Genomic DNA, 18,602 nt, shown 5'->3' on the forward strand with positions numbered 1-18,602 from the left:
CCGAAAACCCTATCGATTGGACGGGTGGGGCCTCACTCGACCGTGACCGACTTCGCCAGGTTCCTCGGCTGGTCCACGTCGTAGCCGCGCTGGGTGGCCACCTCGCAGGCGAACAGCTGCAGCGGCAGGATGGCCAGCAGCGGCTGGATCAGCGTCGAGACCCGTGGCAGCGCGATGAAGACGTCGGCGTGGCGACGGGCCTGCTCGTCGTCGGCCTCCGCCAGCACGATGGTGCGCGCTCCCCTGGCCCGGACCTCCGCGATGTTGGAGATCACCTTGTCGCGCAGTTGGTCACGGCTGTGGGGCGGGACCACGACGAACATCGGCAGCCCCTTGGAGACCAACGCGATGGGTCCGTGCTTGAGCTCACCCGCGGCGAATCCCTCCGCGTGGATGTAGGCCAGCTCCTTCAGCTTGAGCGCCCCCTCCAACGCGACGGGGTAGCCGACGTGACGGCCGAGGAACAGGATGGAGGGTTCCTCCTTCAGGTCCCCCGCCAGGTCGAGGATCTGCTGCTGGGCGTCGAGGACGCACTGCATCTGCTCGGGCATCCGTTGGAGCTCGTCGAGGATCATGCGGATCTCGTCGGCGTACTTCATGCCGCGCACCTGGGCCAGGAACAGGCCCAGCAGGTAGCAGGCGATGAGCTGGGTGGTGAACCCCTTGGTCGAGGCGACACCGATCTCGGGGCCTGCGTGGGTGTAGATCACGGCATCGGACTCACGCGGGATGGTGGCACCGTTGGTGTTGCAGATGGCGACGACCTTGGCGTGCTGTTCGCGGGCGTGCCGGATGGCCATGAGGGTGTCGGCGGTCTCCCCCGACTGGGAGATGGTCACCACCAGGGTCATCGGGTCGATGATCGGGTCCCGGTAGCGGAACTCACTGGCGAGCTCCACCTCGCAGGGGATGCGGGTCCAGTGCTCGATGGCGTACTTGGCCACCAGCCCGGCGTAGAAGGCGGTGCCGCAGGCGACGATGACGATCTTGTTGACACGCCGGAGCTCCTCGGGACTGATCCGGATCTCGTCGAGCACGATCTCGCCGCGCTCGTTGGTACGGCCCAGCAGGGTGTCCGCCACCGCCTTCGGCTGCTCGAAGATCTCCTTGCGCATGAACCAGTCGTAGCCCTGCTTCTGGGCAGCCGTGAGGTCCCAGTCCACGTGGAAGGCACGGGTGCTGGCCGGCGCACCGTCGAAATCGGTGACATTCACACCGTCGCGGGTCAGCTCCACGATCTGGTCCTGGCCGAGCTCCACGGCGTCGCGGGTGTGCTCGATGAATGCGGCGACGTCGGAGGCCAGGAAGTACTCGGCCTCACCGATGCCCACCACGAGGGGGGAGTTGCGGCGGGCCGCGACGATCCGGTCGGGATCCTGGCTGTCGATGGCCACCAGGGTGAAGGTGCCCTCCAGTCGCTTGACGACGGCCCGCATCGCCGCGACGAGGTCAGCTCCCCTGCCCAGTTCCCGGTCCAGCAGGTGGGCGGCCACCTCCGAGTCGGTCTCCGAGGCGAAGGGGACGTCGAGATCGGCCTTGAGCGCGGCGTGGTTCTCGATGATCCCGTTGTGCACGATGGCCACGCGCCCCGCCAGGTGGGGATGCGAGTTGGCATCGGTGGGGGCCCCGTGGGTGGCCCAGCGGGTGTGTCCGATGGCCGTGCCGGACCTGGGCAGCGGGTCGGCCTCCATCGCAGCCGCCAGGTTGGCGATCTTGCCCTCCTTCTTGGCATGACTGAGCTCCCCGTCGGCCACGACGGCGATCCCCGCCGAGTCGTAGCCGCGGTACTCGAGTCGACGCAGTCCGTCGACGACGATCTGCCGCCCGTCGCGGCTTCCCAGGTATCCAACGATTCCACACACGAGGAGAAACTGTACATGATGGATGCACACTTCTTGACAATCGCTGGCGCGTCGGAATTGGGCCGATGGGGATAGGGTCGGGCCATGGATTTCTTCAACCTCTACGCCCAGGGGTTCGCTCGGGTGGCCGCCGCGACGCTGCCCGTGGCCGACTTCGATCCTGCCACGAACGCGGAGCGCATCGTCGAGATGGTGCGCCGAGCCGACGCCGAAGGGGTCGCCGCCCTGGTGTTCCCGGAGCTGTCGGTCAGCGGCTACGCCATCGACGACCTGCTGCTGAACGACTCACTGCTCGACGCCGTGGTCGATGCCGTGGCGCGGATCGCCACCGAGACCGCGGAGCTGAGGCCGCTGTTCGCCGTCGGTGCGCCGGTGAAGCTGCGGCACCGGCTGTACAACTGCGCAGTGGTGATCCACCGGGGCGAGGTGCTGGGAGTGGTGCCGAAGAACTACCTGGCAAACTACCGCGAGTTCTACGAGAAACGACAGTTCGCCTCCGGCGAGGGCAGCCCGGGCGACTCCGTGCTGATCCCCGAGTGGAGCGACGAGCCGATCCCGTTCGGCGGAGAACTGCTCTTCTCCGCCACGGACCTGCCGGATCTGAGGATCCACGTCGAGATCTGCGAGGACCTGTGGGTGCCGATCCCGCCCAGCCACGAGGCCGCCCTGGGAGGGGCGACGGTGATGATGAACCTGTCGGCCTCCCCCATCACCATCGGCCGGGCCGATGATCGGCGGGACCTGGCGGCCGCGGCGTCGAAACGGTGCCTCGGGGCCTATGTCTACGCGGCAGCCATGTTCGGGGAGTCGACGACCGACCTGGCCTGGGACGGGCACACCATGATCCACGAGATGGGGACGCTGCTGGCCGAGGGCGAACGTTTTCCCCACGACGCGCAGCTCACCGTCGCGGACGTGGACCTGGACCGGATCCGGCAGGAGCGGATGCGGCAGGGCTCCTTCGACGACAACCGTCAGCGTTTCGCCACCTTCCTGTCCACCATCGACTTCGAGGCCACCCCCCCGGCGGGGGATCTCGGCCTGCTGCGCCCCCTCGATCGTTTCCCCTTCGTCCCGAACGACCCGTCGCAGCTGGAGCAGGACTGCTACGAGGGCTACAACATCCAGGTCTCGGGCCTGGAGCGACGGATGCTCGCCATCGGCGGCGGGGATCCGGCCCGCGCCCCGAAGCTCTGCATCGGTGTCTCCGGTGGCCTGGACTCTACCCACGCCCTCATCGTCGCTGCGAAGGCCTGTGACCGGCTGGGGCTGCCACGCACCCACATCCTGGCCTGGACGATGCCCGGGTTCGCCACCACCGAGCACACCCGCAGCAACGCCCAGGCCCTGTCCGAGGCCCTGGGGGTGACCTTCGAGACCGTCGACATCCGTCCCATGGCAACGCAGATGCTGACCGACCTCGGCCACCCCTACGCCGAGGGCCAGGACACCTACGACATCACCTTCGAGAACGTCCAGGCCGGCATCCGCTACGACTTCCTGTTCCGTGCCGCCAATCATCACGGCGGCATCGTCGTCGGCACCGGCGACCTGTCGGAGCTCGCGCTGGGGTGGTGCACCTACGGGGTGGGCGACCACATGAGCCACTACGGGGTCAACGCCGGGGTGCCGAAGACCCTGATCCAGCACCTGATCCGATGGGTGATCTCGTCGGGCCAGTTCGACGAGCAGGTGGGCCGGGTCCTGGCCTCGGTGCTCGACACCGAGATCAGCCCCGAACTCATCCCGACCCGCCCCGGCGAGGTCCCACAGTCCACGGAGGCCACGATCGGCCCCTACGAGCTGCAGGACTTCACCCTGTACCACCTGCTGCGGCACGGGATGCGGCCCCGCAGGATCGCCTTCCTCGCCCATCACGCGTGGCGTGACGTGGAGGCCGGGCAATGGCCGCTCGGTCTGGAGGGCAAGGATCGTCACTCCTACGATCTCGCGACGATCCGGGGCTGGCTGCAGGTGTTCGTGCGTCGCTTCGCGACGAACCAGTTCAAACGCAGCACCCTGCCGAACGGCCCCAAGGTGGTCGCAGGCGGCTCCCTGTCCCCACGAGGCGACTGGCGGATGCCCTCGGACGTGACGGCGAAGGTGTGGCTGGAGGAGATCGAACGCGACATCCCGTCGTGATGGCGGATACCATGAGGCCGTCCTGAACCCTTGGGGAGTACCGATGTCCCGTCCCTATGTCGTGCTGCGCCGCAAGGCGTGGGCGGCCCTTGCCCACAACACCGAGATCGATCTCGACGAGGCCACCCTGGAGCGGCTGCGTGGTCTCGGTGACCCCACCTCGGCCGCCGATGTCGCCGACATCTACCGGCCCCTGACCCAGTTGCTGCACCTGTACATGGCCAACACGGGTCGCCTGTGCGACGACTCGAACCGGTTCCTCAACCTGAGGGTGCGTCGCACCCCCTTCGTGATCGGGATCGCAGGCTCGGTCGCCGTGGGGAAGTCCACGACGGCGCGGCTGCTGCAGGAGCTGCTGCGTCGTGCCCCGGGCAGCCCGAAGGTGGACCTAGTGACCACCGATGGTTTCCTGTACCCCAATGCCGAGCTGGAGCGTCGTGGGTTGTTGGAGCGCAAGGGATTCCCGCAGTCCTACGACCGGCGCGCCCTGCTGCAGTTCGTGATGGACGTCAAATCCGGGGAGACCCGGGTCACGGCCCCGGTGTACAGCCACAAGGTCTACGACATCGTCGAGGGTGAGCAGATCGTCATCGAGAACCCTGACATCCTCATCGTCGAGGGTCTGAACGTCCTGCAACCCGCCCGTGCGGACTCACAGGGGCGCTCTGGCGCCGCGGTGAGCGACTTCTTCGACTTCTCGGTCTACGTGGACGCCTCCGAGGAGGACATCCGGCGCTGGTTCATGGACCGGTTCATGGTGCTGCGGGACACGGCGTTCCGTGACGAGGACAGCTTCTTCAAGCACTACACCAGCATGAGCCCGGCGGAGGCGATGCAGTTCGCGGCCCACGTCTGGGAGTCCATCAACGGCCCCAACCTGCGTGAGAACATCATGACGACGAAGGACCGGGCGACGGCGGTCCTCAGCAAGGGACCGGACCACAGCGTGCAGACCATCGCGATCCGCAAGGTCTGACACTCTTCGACCCGCCCCCTATGAGCACGAACCGCCGTTCTGCTTCTCCGATATCTGCTGTGTGCCGCGGTCACGCAAGGAACCCAGCGGTTCGTGCTCGCCCTCTGACCTGTGAAACGGAAATGAGCTCAGATCGCCAGGCGATCCTTGACGATGGCGGCGAGTCGTTCGGCGATCTCCCCGGCCTGGTCGTCGGTCGGCGCCTCCACCATGACCCGGACCACCGGCTCGGTGCCCGAGGGCCGCAGCAGCACCCGACCGCTGGAGCCGAGCTCGGCGCTGGCGTCGGCGACAGCGGAGCTGATGGCGGTGTCGAGACCGGCGCGCAGCTTGTCCACGTTCTTGACGTTGATGATGACCTGCGGCAGGCGCGTCATCACCGCGGCCAGTTCCTTGAGCGACTTGCCGGTGGTGGCGACACGCTTGGCCAGGTGCAGGCCGGTCAGCACGCCGTCACCGGTGGTGGCGAACTCACTCATGATGACGTGTCCGGACTGCTCACCGCCGAGCGAGAACCCGTTGGCCCCCATCGATTCCAGCACGTAGCGGTCCCCCACCTTGGTCTGGTCCAGCCGGATGTCGTGTTCCTCCAGGGCCAGCTTGAGGCCGAGGTTGCTCATCACCGTCGCCACCACGGTGTTGGAGGCCAGCCGGTGGTCCTCCTGCAGGGCGAGGGCGAGGATGGCCAGGATCTGGTCGCCGTCGATGAGGTTGCCCTCGTGGTCGACGGCCAGGCAGCGGTCTGCGTCGCCGTCGAAGGCCAGTCCGAGGTCGGCCCCCTTGCTCACGACCACCTTCTGGAGCTGCTCCGGGTGGGTTGAGCCACAGCGTTCGTTGATGTTGAGGCCATCCGGTTCCGCGTTGATGGCGATCACGTCGGCCCCGGCCCCCTCGAAGGCGCGGACCGCGGTCTGCGAGGAGGCCCCGTTGGCGCAGTCGAGCACCACCTTGAGGTCACGCAGCAGTTCCTCACCCCGCAGGGACTTCACCAGGTGCTTGACGTAGGACTCGACGGCGCGCGGCTGGTCGATGATGCGCCCCACCTTGTCGCCGACGGGTCGCTGCCAGGTCTCGTGCATCCGGGACTCGATGGCGTCCTCCAGGTCGTCGTCGAGCTTGACACCGCCCCGGGCGAAGAACTTGATGCCGTTGTCCGGCATCGGGTTGTGGGAGGCGGAGATCATGACACCGAGGTCGGTGCGGTACTCGTTGACCAGGTAGGCAGCGGCGGGGGTCGGGACCACCCCGACGCGCAGCACGTCCACCCCGGCGCTGGCGAGTCCGGCGCACACCGCGGCCTCCAGGAACTCTCCGGAGGCGCGCGGGTCACGAGCGACCAGTGCGGTGGGCTGACGTCGTCCGAAGACCCCGGCCTCACCGAGGGTGTGGGCAGCGGCCACCGCCAGGTCGAGGGCCAGTTCAGCGGTGAGTTCCTGATTCGCGACGCCGCGCACGCCGTCAGTTCCGAAGAGTCGAGCCATGCAGGCCAGCATAGAGTGCGCAGGGGCTGTGAGCGATTCGGGAGGGTCATCACAGTGGGGTGATGAGCCATGAAAGAAACGTGGGTGGGGAGAGCAGCTGCTCTCCCCACCCACGTGCTCGCGAGATGTCGCTCAGCCTCCCCGCATGTCCCGGAAGAAGGGCTTGCCCATGTGGGCCAGCGTCGGGTAGTCGGCGAACCGGGTGACGGTCAGGCCATGGCGGATCTGGTAGTCCGTCACCCCCTGCCGGGTCACCGGCCCCGCGAGACCGTCCATCCGGACATCGACGACATCCTGCACGTTCATCACGACATGGGTGATGCTGTCGACGGTAGCGGATCCGACGATCCCGTCGACCGCCAAATTTCGCTGGTACTGGAAATTCCTGACGGCTTCGGTGGTCCTGGGGCCGTAGACGCCATCGATCTCGTCGAAACCGAGGAAACCGAAGAGGGCCATGCTCCACTGCGTGTCCTCGGTGGTCCACCAGTCTGGCGCTCCTCCCCACGCACTCGCGTTGGACACGTTGGCGGCGGCCAGCCCGACGCCCAGCACCCCGATGGGGGCCAGCTTGAGCACGGAACGACGGTTCATCCCGGTGCCAGGTTGACTCTGAGTCATGATGCGTTCCTTTCTCGTGGATGCAACTGTTGGCTGCTCACCAACCTAGGCACCTCCCGGGTCACCCTCAAGGCTCACCAACCGGCCTGCGCTGCGGCCCTTTCGGCCAGGACCACTGGTCAAGGCCCGGTTGTCCCGGTGCTGAGAAAAGTGCATCCTGTGTGACCCGCACCCGGGCGTTTCGCACCAACAGGGCCTCGACACGCCAGGAGGGGCCCCGCCGAAGCGGGACCCCTCCTGGTCCGGGCGCTGGGGATCAGCGCTTGGAGTACTGCGGAGCCTTGCGGGCCTTCTTGAGACCAGCCTTCTTGCGCTCCTTGATGCGGGCGTCGCGGGTCAGCATCCCGGCCTTCTTCAGGGCGGGGCGGCTGGCCTCGGCGTCGACCTCGTTGAGGGCCCGGGCGATCCCCAGCCGCAGCGCACCGGCCTGGCCGGTGACGCCGCCGCCGTCGATGCGGGCGATGACGTCGTAGGCACCCTCGACACCGGCGGTGACGAAGGGATCGGAGACCAGCTGCTGGTGCACCTTGTTCGGGAAGTAGTCATCCAGGGTGCGCCCGTTGATGGCCCACTGGCCGGAGCCGGGGACGATGCGGACGCGGGCGACGGCCTCCTTGCGGCGACCCGTCGCAGCACCGGGGGCGATGACGGCCGGGCGGGCGGTCTCCGAGGCGGCGGCGGCCGGGTTGGAGTCGGAGCGGTAGGCGATCTCGCGGTCCTGCTCGTCGACGAACGGGGTGATCTCGTCAGCGGTCTCCTCGACCGCGGTGGTGGTCTCAGTCATGTCCGTGCTTCCTCAGCTCACTGGGCAATCTGGGTGATCTCGAAGGGCTGCGGCTTCTGCGCAGCGTGCGGGTGCTCCGGGCCGGAGTACACCTTGAGCTTGCCGATGAGCTGACGGCTCAGCTTGTTCTTCGGCAGCATGCCCCACACGGCGCGCTCCACGGCCTTGCGGGGGTCCTTCTCGAGAAGGTCACCGATGCTCACGGCCTTCAGGCCGCCCGGGCGGCCCGAGTGCGAGTACCGCATGTCGTTGGCGCGCTTGTTGCCGGTCAGCGCGATCTTCGACGCGTTGACGACGATGACGAAGTCACCACCGTCGACGTGGGGGGCGTAGGTGGGCTTGTGCTTGCCGCGGAGCAGCGTCGCAACCTGGGAGGCCAGGCGGCCGAGGACGACATCCTCGGCGTCGATCACATGCCAGTTCCGGGCGATCTCGCCAGGCTTTGGGGTGTACGTGGACACGGCAGCTTCCATTCGTTGTCAAACACTTGAGAGGTCACACACCGCCGACCGGCCGACCGGAGTCGACGGGGCGGAGCACAACAGCGCCCTAGTCTAAGTCGGCAGGGCCGCTGTGGTCAAAACACCACCCAGCCCCCTGGCTGCTGACCCACCGCTGGCCGAGCCACTCCTCTCCGCTGGTCGAGCCGGGGTTCCGAGGCAGCAGCCCGGGAATCCCGAGTCGAGACCCCACATCCATGTGCCGGGACTCGCCCCCGGAGCATTTCCACTGAGTCCACGTCCCAGAAGCGAGCACCGGAGGTCTCGACCATCGGGCACGGGGGCGCTCAGGCGTGATCGGTGAAGGGTCTTGAACCGCCGACGAAGAACGCCGACACGTCGTACGCCGACGGTGAACTGGCTCTCCTCCATGACTCCTGCACGCTTCCGCGCTGACCGGGCCTCTCCACCGAAGGTTGGATGAATCGCACCCGGGTTCCACCGAAAGTCGCAACTGAGGTTCCACCTCACGACTCTGTCGTCCGGGATACCTTGGCCGAGAGGCTGGAGCACATGAGAAACACACGACGCCTGCTCGGCCTCCTCATGATCGGCATCCTTGCCCTGCTCAGTGCCTGCAGCAGCCCACCCACACCCCCACCCCCACCGGTCGAGCCACCAGCCGAAACCCACGAACTGACCAAGACCGACCTCGACGCCTGGCTCGACGGGACACTCCCCGATGTCCTCACCAAGGGCAAGGCCACCGGAGCCGTGGTCACCGTCGTCAAGGACGGCCAGATCCTCACCAACCGCGGCTACGGGAATGAAAAACTCGGCGACAACGGTCAGCCAGACACCCCGGTGAACCCCGAGACCACCATCTTCCGCTGGGGCTCGATCTCCAAGGTCCCCACCGCCATCGCCGTGATGCAACTGGTCGAGCAGGGCAAACTCGACCTCGACGCCGACATCACCACCTACACCGATGTCCCCATCCAGAAACACCACAAGGAGCCGATCACCCTGCGCCACCTCCTCACCCACACCGCAGGCTTCGAGGAGAGCACCGGCACCGTCAACCCTGCCCTGAAGAACATGCCCCTGGCCGAGTACGTCCACCACAACCCGCCGGTGTCGGTGTACCGCCCCGGCACCATCCCCGCCTACTCCAACTACGGCATCACCCTGGCCGGGTACCTCGTCGAGCAGGCCAGCGGCCAACCCTTCCACGACTACATGAAGGAACACGTCCTCAGCCCTGCCGGGATGACCACCGCCAGCTACGACCAACCCCTCCCCGAGGAAACCCTGGCCCTCGCCTACGACGACACCGGACAGCCCCACCCCTTCCAGACCATCCCTGACGTCCCCGCCGGGACCCTGTCAGGCTCCGGGACCGATGCCGCCGCCTTCATGCTCACCCAACTGAACCACTCCCCCCAACTCCTCACCCCAGACAGCTGGGAACAGATGTGGACCCCAGCCCTCACCGAGGACACCCTGGGCAACCTCGCCAACTCCCCCCGCATGGGACTCGGCTACTTCACCGGATTCCGCAACGGCCACCGCACCGTCCAACACGGCGGGGACCTCAGAAACCACCACTCCCAGTTCGAGATCTACCCCGACGACCAGGTCGGCATCTTCATCTCCTTCACTGACGACGGTAGCTTCTCCGACGCCACAGCCAGCCTCCGCGATGACCTCCTCAACGGTTTCGCCAACCGCTACCTCCCCGCCCAAACCACCGCCCAGACCCCGCAGCTGGAGGGCTCCACCGAACGCGCCCACCAGGTCGCAGGCACCTATGTCGGCAGCCGTGCTCCGGTGACCACCTGGCTCTCGGCGTGGTACAACACAGTGCAGCAGATGCAGATTCAGGCCCTTCCCAACGGGAACCTGCTGCTCCAGGACCGGGAGTTCGTGGAGATCGCCCCCTGGATCTGGAAGAACCCCCACACCGACGGGCTCTCCACCACTCTCACCGCCCGGGTCGTCGACGGCAAGGTCGAAGCCGTGGGCGTCGGACCAGCCCTCACCCTGCTACCCACCACCCCCACTGGGCAGGCCCTGCTCCCGGTGTTCATCATCAGCCTGGCCATCTTCGCCCTGGCACTGCTCGCCTGGGTGGCCGGAGCCATCCGCCGACGAGTTCGGGCACGACGAGGCAAGCCGACCGCCGGACTCCCCCGGCTCGCCCACCTCACCCGCATCGGTGCCCTCACCGCCACCCTCGCCCTGATCGGTTGGGTGAGCGTCAGCCTGATCATCCTGATCGGCCAGAACTTCGATCTGCTCGGCAACATCACGTTGCTGCGCACCATCCAGGTCCTCCAGTGGGCAGGCATCATCACCATCATCCCCGCCAGCCTCGATCTCATCACCGCCATCAAGAGTCGAGCCGGATGGAAACGGATCACCATGGCAGTCCTCCTCCTGGCTGCCTTGGGCGCCACCGCCTGGTGGGCCTGGGCAGGCAACGCCCTCAACCCCAACCTCGGGGCGTGAGGCATGAGGGAGCGCGGACAGACGGGGCTGCCATCAGGGCCTCGGCAGTGGATCTCACCTGTCCGCGCCCCCTCCGGCAGACTGTCCTTCATGGTTGGACGAACCGACGTGCTGCTGGCCCTGGGGGTCGCCCTGCTTTTCTGGCTGGCGACATCCCTGCCCGAACACGCGGTCGTCGCGGCCTTTCAACCTTCCTGGGCTTGGGAGGCCGTGAGGGTGCTGCTCACCCTGGAAGCTCTGGCGTTGGTCTGGTTGCGGAAGCACCCGCTGCTCACCCTGGGACTCGTCTTCCTCCTCGACATCCCTGTCCTGCTGATACCACTGGATGTCGTGCTGACGGACACTGTTTTCTCCGGCATGGTCGCGGTGAACGACATTCCGGTGAATGGCGTCGCCCAAACGATCGCCGCCTTCTCCATCGGCCGTCGTCTCGCACTGCCACGTGCAACAGCCATACTGACCAGCCTGGCCACCCTCGCCGTCCTCATCACGGTCGTGGTGAAACAACCCAACTGGGCCACCATCATCGCGGTGATGATCGTCAACGCCCTCCAGTACCTGGCACCCATGATGGTCGGGGCGACGCTGGCCAGCCGAGCGAGACACGAGCAGATCGTCAGAAGATTGAAGGCCGAGGAACAGGAGAAGCGGTTGACAATGGCTCTCCTGGAGGAGCGGCGGCGGCTGGCGAGCGAGCTCCACGACGTGGCAGCCCATCACCTGGCCGGACTGGTGGTGCAGGCCGCCGCCTTGGAACGGCTGATTGACCGGGACCCCGACCGGGCGAAGGACGCGGCGAAGCAGCTACGCAGCATGGGGAAGGAGGCCCTCACAGGGCTGCGTTCAGTGGTCAAGTTGCTGCGCCACGACGACCCGCAGCGCGGTCTGGCTGACATTCCCGCGCTCATCGAGTCCACTCGCGCCCTGGGCGTGCCGATCACCGTACACCTGGCGCCTCCAACGTCGTTGCCCCCGCTGAGCCAGACCGCTGCCTACAGGATCATCCAGCAGGCCATCAGCAATGCCATCCAGCACGCACCCGGAGCCCCGATTCACGTCGAGATCACCCCTGAAGGACTCACGGTCAGCAACGGTCGAGGACAGGGTGAGGTCGGCCTCGGCTCCGGTGGGGTGGGCCTGGAGGTGATGCAGGAACGGGCGGCCGCCATCGGTGCTGAGTTCCGGGCCGGGCCCACGGATGCGGGAGGATGGCAGGTGCAGCTGACCTGGCCACACCCGATTGAGGAGGAGTCATGATCCGAGTAGTGTTGGTGGACGACCAGGCCGTGGTGCGCGCCGGGTTCAGGGTGCTGCTGGAGTCCGAGCCGGACATCCAGGTGGTGGGTGAGGCCTCCGGTGGTCGTCAGGCCGTGCAGGTGGTGCAGCGGACCAACCCGGACGTGGTGTGCATGGATCTGCGGATGCCCGCCGGGGACGGACTGGAGGCCACGCGCCGCATCGTGAGCGAGCGACGGGGCGAGAAACCGGCCGTGCTGGTGGTGACCACCTTCGACATGGACGCCGACGTGTTCGGCGCCCTGGAGGCCGGGGCCGACGGCTTCATCCTCAAGGACTGCGAACCCGAGGAACTGGTGACGGCGGTACGCCGACTGGCTGGCGGTTTCGGGCTGGTGGATCAAGCCGTCACGAAGCGGGTGATCGCGGAGTTCGCCCGCCGCCAGGCCGCGGCTCGCGACACCGAGGCCGTCCCTCGCCTCACCCCTCGCGAACAGGAGATCGTCCGGCTGCTGGCCCGGGGCATGTCGAATGCGGAGATCGCGGCTGAACTGGTGGTGGAGATCAGCACCGTGAAATCGCACCTGACCAGGCTGCTCCCGAAGATCGATGCCAGGGACCGGGTCCAAGCCGTGATCTGGGCCCACCGCCACGGGCTGGCCTGACCAGCTTCTCCCCGCTGGTCGAGCCGGGATTCCCGATGCGGGGCGAGGGAATCCCCGAGTCGAGACCCCAGGACCATGCGCGGACACTCGGCCCCGAACCATCCCCGCCCGACTCACGTCCCAGGACCGTGTGCCAGAGGTCTCGGCTGTCAGGCGCTGGGCGCCCTTGGCTCGGCCAGCGGAACCAGGGGATCTCAACAATCGGACGCCAGATGTCCTCTGCAAGACTGGACTCCCGAAAGGCGGTGTCTCCCATGGCTCAACAGCTCAGCATGACCGATCTCGTCCGTGTCATCTACTCCTCCGGGAAGGTCTTCGACGGCCTTGGAACCGGCCGGGTGGACACCGAGAACTTCCTGCGCTCCGGTTCGGCCGACGGAATCACCTCACGTTCTGATCTCGCCCTCCTGCAGGACCTCAGGGATGTCGCACAGTTCATCATCGAGCACAGCACCCCCGTCGATGCCGCCTTCGTCCGTCAGGTCAATGCCCAACTCACCCGTAGTGCCGCGATCAACCCCGGCAGCCTCCGCACTGCCGAACAGCAGATCGGGGTCAGAACCCGCTACGGCAGGCATCTTCCCGAGGCCTTGACCGAGAAGAAGCTGCAACGGCTGGTCGGGGCCGCGATCATCCCGGACCAGCCAGTGGAGAGCGCCTTGGCCCTGTTCCTCACCCTCGCCAAGGCGCAGCCCTTCGAGGACGGCAACAAGCGCACCGCCCTGTTCGTCGCGAATGCGCACCTCATCACGCATGACACCGGACTGCTCCTCACCGTCCCCTTCGACGAGGACGACCCGTCCGTGGCGGACCGGTTCAACGATCTGCTCGCCCGGGCCTACGTGTTCGATGAGCACGATGCCGTCCGGGACATGCTCCGCTCCCAAGGCCTCGCTCCGGTGTGAACTTGTGGAACACCCATGTCGAGACCCACTGAGATTTCCACCCGGCTCACGTCCCAGCACCGTGTGCCAGGGGTTTCGACACGCTCGCTTAGCTCGCGGCTCGACCAGCGGGAAAGGGCGCAAACAACGGCTCTGCGGTCACGCAGCTGGCGCAATCACCTGGAGCCCCACTTCCGGTGCCGCATGACCGAGTCGTGCGTCGTAGGTCAACATGGCGGGCGCATCAACTCGAAGTGCCGCCTCGAGGTGCAGCGCATCACGGGCACGAAGATGAGACATCGGCAGCAGAGCCACGCTGCGATGCACCGCGCGGTCGAGGGCTGCGATGTTGACCCCTTCCAGCAGTCGGGTCACCGCCCCTTGGGCAAGACCTTCTCTGACAGCGACGCGCCGGAGCTCGGTTTCGAGCAGGTCGCTGGAAAACAGCACATCCGTGGCCTGATCCAGCCATACGAACAGAGCGTCACTCCCTGGCTGTTCGACGAGCAGAGCGGCCAGCGCAGAGGTGTCGACGTGAACGACCCTCATCGTTGTCACAGCCGGTCTTCACGGAGATGAGTGAGCGTCTCGTCAAGTTTCTCCCCAGGCTGACGCCTCAACCCCAGAGCGGCCCAACCACCACGCCTCACAGCGGGACGAACAATGGGCAGCCCCGGGGCTGGGGCATCCAGGGGCACAATTCGCCCCACCGGAGTCCTGTTGTTGGTCAGGATGAACGACTACCCCTCCGCCACGGCCCGGAGCACCCGCCCTGATTCGTTGCGCAGTTCACGCTGCGACAAGCTCTCCACCGCTTCCTCAACGCTCATGCCACAACCGTGGCACGCGCGTTACAAACCTGTGGGGCTCACCGGGATTCAGCGTGACGACGCTCGAAGTCCAGCAGGGCCTGCTTGACGTCCAGGCCGAAGGCGTAGCCGCCGAGGCTGCCGTCGCTGCGCACCACCCGGTGGCAGGGGATGACGATGGGGATGAGGTTGCGGGCACAGGCCGCGGCTGCCGCCCGGGCCGCCGCCGGGTTCCCCGCCCAGGCCGCCAGCTCCTGGTAGGAGACGGTCTGGCCCGGCGGGATACGACGCATCTCGCGGCGCACCGCGGCATGGAACTCCCCCTCGGGCTGGGCGACGGCGATGGCGTCGATGGCCGAGACCTCGCCGTCGGCATAGGCCCGCACCGCCCGCGCCACCGGGTGATCCTCCGGCATCGCGGGCAGCGCCCCGCCACCCGCCCCGTACAGGCATCGCACCAGTACCTCCCCGTCGGTGATGAAGGTCCACACCCCACCGGGAAGTTCAATGGTCAGCTGGTTCATGTGTAGCTCGCCTCCGTCCACAGATGCATGATCGCGTGTCCTCGCCACGGGCTCCAGCCGACGGCCCGCGCGAAGACCTCCCGGGTGGTGCCCAGCCCCAGCACCCGGCGCAGCACCAGATCACCGGCCGGGCAGGCATCGAGATCCCCCAGCGCCCTGAGCGCGATGAACTCGGTGGTCCACGGACCCACCCCCTTGATGCCGAGCAGCCGATGCCGCACCTCCGTCCGGTCCGCGTCCGGCTCCAACCGCAGCCCTGAACCCACCAGGACCGCCAGCTGGTGGAGCGCCCCGGCCTTGGTCCGGGTCAGTCGCAGGTCCTCGCGCAGCCGGTCAACCCCCGCCTCGGCCACGACCTCGGCACTGGGCGCGAACCGCCACTGCTCACCCAGCCCGGCAGCGTCCTCCCCGAATCCTCGGATGAGACGTTCCGCGACGGTTCGGGCGGCACTGAGCGAGATCAGCTGCCCCAGCACCGTCATCATCGCGAACTCCGCACCGTCGATCACTCCCGGCACCCGCAGCCCGGGCCGGGCCGCGATCAGTGGCGCCAACAGGGGATCACGTGCCAGGTGCTGATCGGCAACCGCCGGATCCGCATCCGAGGCCAGCCATCGACGCACCGCCTTCACAGCGGTGGTGAGCGCGGCCAGTCCCGGCAGGTCCAGCTCCACTCGCCCCGCACAGTCCGTGCGCGCCAGCACCGCTCCGGCCTCGGTGCGGATCAGGCGGGTGACGTCTTGGTGCGTCACCCGCTCCACACCCGCGACGGCGTGCGCCCGGAAGGCCCCGAGCATCGCCCTGGCCGCCTCACCGCGCGCCCCGGGCAGCCGGAGCACCAGGCGCATCCGCGCGCCCTCGCCACGCTCCCGCGAGGGCAGACGTCGAAGCCGGGATGGCGCCATGCCGAACTCCGCCCGCATCACGTCCCGGAACTGGCGGCTGCTGCCGAACCCGGAGACGGCGGCGATCTCGGCCAGGGACCAGGAGGTCTGATCCATCAGGGCGCGTGCGGTGTGGGCACGACGGGTCTGGTTCAGCTGCTGCGCCGCCGCCCCCACCTCCGCGGCGAGCACCCGGTTCAAGGTCCTGGTCCCCACCCCGAGTCGGGCAGCGAGTCCCTGCACCCCGATGTCATCGATCACGCCGTCACGGATGAGTCGTACCGCACGGGCCGCCAGGTCGGCACCTTCATCCCACCCGGCCATCCCCGGCACCCGGTCCGGACGGCACCGAAGACACGCCCGGAAGCCAGCTGCGACGGCGGCCGCCGCGGTGACGAAGAACCGGCAGTTCTCCCGGCGGGGTATCCGTGCCGGGCAGGAAGGCCGACAGTAGATGCCGGTGGAGGTCACCCCCAGCACGAAGTGTCCGTCCCACGCGCTCTCCCGCCCGGCGCAGGCCCGGTAACAGGCATCCGGGGACATGGGCAGCGAGGTCATGGCCTCCAGTCTGCCCGCTCCGGGCCCCGACTCGTCGGCGGAGATCGGACACGACGACGCGCCAGTTTTTCACCCCCGACTCCGATTTGGGATGACAAGGGGCTAATGTTTCGTCATGGCCTCAAAGACGAGTACGCACACAGCAATCAAGACACCGGACCAGATCCGAAACGTCATCCTGGTCGGGGCCAGTGGCTCCGGCAAGACGACACTGTTCGAACATCTGCTACGCGCCCGGGTGGAGGGATATCGGGGAGAGAAGGACACCCCCGAGCGGGCGGCGTCGTTGACGTTGGCCTCCATCCCGGCGGACGACGTGCAGATCAACCTGTTGGACGCCCCGGGCCACCCGGAGTACGTGGGTGAGCTCCGGGCCGGGCTGCGGGCCGCCGATGCCGCGGTGTTCGTGATCCCGGCGGGCGAAGCCATCCAACCCGCGACCATCGCCCTGTGGGAGGAGTGCCAGCAGGTGGCGCTGCCCAGGATCATCGCCATCACGAAGCTCGACCAGGGACAGGCCGACTTCCTGGAGATGGTGGAGGTGTGCCGCGACGCCTTCGGTGAGGGCGTGGTGGCGGCACTGTTGCCGATCCGCGACGGCGAGAAGTCCACCGGCAACATCTCACTGCTCAACAAGCGCATCCACGACTACTCCTCCGGCACCAGGGTCAGTCGCGACGCGAACGAGGAGGAGAGCGTCCTCATCGAGGAGCAGCGGGCTCCGCTGCTGGAGGCGATCATCACCGAGCTCCAGGACGAGGACCTGATGGAGCGTTACCTCGAGGGCGAGGAGATCGCCGTCGCCGAGGTGTACGAGGTGTTGAACCGGGCCATCATCTCCGCCCGTTTCTTCCCGGTCCTGCCGGCCCACACCACCAGCGACGTCGGCGTGTTGGAGTTGCTGAAGTGGATCGAGAAGGGCTTCCCCGCCGCGAACACCAAGACGGTCCCGGACATCATCACCCTCGACGGGGAGACCCTGCCGCGCGCCACCTGTGACCCGGACGGTCCGCTCGTGGCGCAGGTGATCCGCACCACCTCCGACCAGTACTCGGGCAGGTTGTCGATGGTGAGGATCTTCTCCGGCACCTTGAGGGTCGACGATCCGGTCCACGTCTCCGGTCGCAGGGTCCTGTTCGGTGAACAGGAGGACCCCTCCCATCCGGACCACGACGAGTCCGACAAGGTCGGACCGCTGTCGGCCCCCGTCGGACTGGAGCTCGTCGGCAAGGACAGGGCCATCGCCGGGGAGATCGTCTACGTGGCGCGTCTGGCGAAGGCCGAGACCGGGGACTCGATGTCGAGCCCGGAGCGTCCGGCCGCGATCCGGCCGTGGCGGGTACCGCAGGCCCTGCTTCCCGTCGCGATCGTCGCGGACACCCGCAACGACGAGGACAAGCTCGGCAGTGCCCTCCAGCGCCTGGCCGTGGAGGATGTCACGGTCCGGCTGGAGCGTCACCCGGAGACCGATCAGCAGTTGATGTGGACGATGGGACAGGCCCACAAGGAGCTGCTGCTGGCCCGGCTGAAGCAGCGCTTCTCGCTGGGCATCCACGAGGTGCCGGTCGAGGTGCCGCTGCGGGAGACGTTCATCGCCCCGGCGAAGGCGCAGGGCAGGCACGTCAAGCAGTCCGGTGGCCACGGCCAGTACGCGGTGTGCGAGATCGAGGTCACCCCGCTGGAGCGCGGCAGCGGTTACGAGTTCATCGACAAGGTGGTGGGCGGCGCGGTGCCCCGCCAGTTCATCGGTTCGGTGGACAAGGGCATCCAGACGCAGATGTCCAAGGGCACCCTGTTCGGGTTCCCGATGGTGGACTTCAGCGTGACGTTGTACGACGGCAAGGCCCACTCCGTGGACTCCTCCGACATGGCGTTCCAGACCGCCGGGGCCCTGGCCCTGCGGGAGGCGGCGAAGGAGAACGTGATCGGGGTTCTGGAGCCGGTGGACAAGGTGACGATCACCGTCGGTGAGGCCTTCCTGGGTCCGGTGCTGACCGATCTGGCGGGGCGTCGTGGGCAGGTGCTGGGTTCCGACGCCGATGAGGAGCACCACGCCATCATCCAGGCGCTGGTGCCGCAGAAGGAACTCATCAACTACCCCATCGACCTGCGCGGGCTGGCGCAGGGCACGGGCAGCTTCACCCGGGAGTTCAACGGCTACGAGTTGATGCCACGCGAACTCTGGCCCGAGATGAAGGGCTGACCACGACGACGGGCCCGGCATC

15 protein-coding genes are annotated in these 18,602 nt (G+C 67.4%); 7 read left to right on the top strand and 8 right to left on the bottom strand.

Annotated features, from left to right (window positions below; all coding sequences use genetic code 11):
• Window positions 1-32: 32 nt before the first annotated feature.
• Window positions 33-1,862, bottom strand: coding sequence for a glutamine--fructose-6-phosphate transaminase (isomerizing) (gene glmS / locus EII34_RS03450; protein WP_124842948.1), 1,830 nt, complete (start codon window positions 1,860-1,862; stop codon window positions 33-35).
• Window positions 1,863-1,946: 84 nt separating this feature from the next.
• Here glmS and EII34_RS03455 point away from each other — a divergent pair, with 84 nt between their 5' ends.
• Complete coding sequence (locus EII34_RS03455; protein WP_124842950.1) at window positions 1,947-4,004, top strand: NAD(+) synthase; 2,058 nt, start codon at window positions 1,947-1,949, stop codon at window positions 4,002-4,004.
• 43 nt (window positions 4,005-4,047) lie between these two features.
• Window positions 4,048-4,980: a type I pantothenate kinase gene (gene coaA, locus EII34_RS03460; protein WP_124842952.1), complete on the top strand. Its 933-nt coding sequence runs from the start codon at window positions 4,048-4,050 to the stop codon at window positions 4,978-4,980.
• Between the two features lie 128 nt (window positions 4,981-5,108).
• Here the strand turns inward: coaA and glmM are convergent, their stop codons facing one another.
• From glmM to rplM, 4 genes are all read right to left on the bottom strand, one after another.
• Complete coding sequence (gene glmM, locus EII34_RS03465; RefSeq protein ID WP_124842954.1) at window positions 5,109-6,461, bottom strand: phosphoglucosamine mutase; 1,353 nt, start codon at window positions 6,459-6,461, stop codon at window positions 5,109-5,111.
• Window positions 6,462-6,593: 132 nt separating this feature from the next.
• Window positions 6,594-7,082 carry a peptidoglycan-binding domain-containing protein gene (locus EII34_RS03470; RefSeq protein WP_221620185.1) on the bottom strand — a complete coding sequence of 163 codons (489 nt, stop codon included), beginning with the start codon at window positions 7,080-7,082 and terminating at the stop codon, window positions 6,594-6,596.
• A gap of 256 nt (window positions 7,083-7,338) precedes the next feature.
• A complete protein-coding gene (gene rpsI / locus EII34_RS03475) occupies window positions 7,339-7,866 on the bottom strand; it encodes a 30S ribosomal protein S9 (protein WP_124842956.1) in 528 nt (175 codons plus the stop codon).
• Window positions 7,867-7,883: 17 nt separating this feature from the next.
• Entirely contained in the window at window positions 7,884-8,327 is a 444-nt protein-coding gene (gene rplM, locus EII34_RS03480; protein ID WP_124842958.1) for a 50S ribosomal protein L13, read from the bottom strand.
• 552 nt (window positions 8,328-8,879) lie between these two features.
• Between rplM and EII34_RS03485 the strand changes: the two genes are divergently transcribed.
• From EII34_RS03485 to EII34_RS03500, 4 genes are all read left to right on the top strand, one after another.
• Window positions 8,880-10,817, top strand: a complete 1,938-nt coding sequence (locus EII34_RS03485; RefSeq protein ID WP_124842960.1) for a serine hydrolase domain-containing protein — start codon at window positions 8,880-8,882, stop codon at window positions 10,815-10,817.
• 90 nt (window positions 10,818-10,907) lie between these two features.
• Window positions 10,908-12,074, top strand: coding sequence for a sensor histidine kinase (locus tag EII34_RS03490; RefSeq protein ID WP_185711152.1), 1,167 nt, complete (start codon window positions 10,908-10,910; stop codon window positions 12,072-12,074).
• Window positions 12,071-12,718 (top strand): response regulator, encoded by a 648-nt coding sequence (locus tag EII34_RS03495; RefSeq protein WP_124842964.1) that lies wholly within the window; start codon window positions 12,071-12,073, stop codon window positions 12,716-12,718. The genes EII34_RS03490 and EII34_RS03495 overlap by 4 nt, the downstream gene beginning before the upstream one ends.
• 254 nt (window positions 12,719-12,972) lie before the next feature.
• A complete protein-coding gene (locus EII34_RS03500) occupies window positions 12,973-13,623 on the top strand; it encodes a Fic family protein (RefSeq protein WP_124842966.1) in 651 nt (216 codons plus the stop codon).
• Between the two features lie 138 nt (window positions 13,624-13,761).
• On the opposite strand, the gene EII34_RS03505 is transcribed toward EII34_RS03500, so the two are convergent.
• The 3 genes from EII34_RS03505 to EII34_RS03520 form a co-directional block, all read right to left on the bottom strand.
• Window positions 13,762-14,151: a type II toxin-antitoxin system VapC family toxin gene (locus EII34_RS03505; protein WP_124842968.1), complete on the bottom strand. Its 390-nt coding sequence runs from the start codon at window positions 14,149-14,151 to the stop codon at window positions 13,762-13,764.
• A gap of 319 nt (window positions 14,152-14,470) precedes the next feature.
• Window positions 14,471-14,935, bottom strand: a complete 465-nt coding sequence (locus EII34_RS03515) for a methylated-DNA--[protein]-cysteine S-methyltransferase (protein WP_124842970.1) — start codon at window positions 14,933-14,935, stop codon at window positions 14,471-14,473.
• The gene (locus EII34_RS03520) at window positions 14,932-16,377 is read right to left on the bottom strand and encodes a DNA-3-methyladenine glycosylase 2 family protein (RefSeq protein WP_124842972.1); all 1,446 of its coding nucleotides are present in this window, start codon (window positions 16,375-16,377) and stop codon (window positions 14,932-14,934) included. The genes EII34_RS03515 and EII34_RS03520 overlap by 4 nt, the downstream gene beginning before the upstream one ends.
• A 115-nt stretch (window positions 16,378-16,492) precedes the next feature.
• Between EII34_RS03520 and EII34_RS03525 the strand changes: the two genes are divergently transcribed.
• A complete protein-coding gene (locus EII34_RS03525) occupies window positions 16,493-18,580 on the top strand; it encodes an elongation factor G-like protein EF-G2 (RefSeq protein ID WP_124842974.1) in 2,088 nt (695 codons plus the stop codon).
• Window positions 18,581-18,602 lie beyond the last annotated feature (22 nt).

Source organism: Arachnia propionica (assembly GCF_003859805.1).
Classification (GTDB): domain Bacteria; phylum Actinomycetota; class Actinomycetes; order Propionibacteriales; family Propionibacteriaceae; genus Arachnia; species Arachnia propionica_C.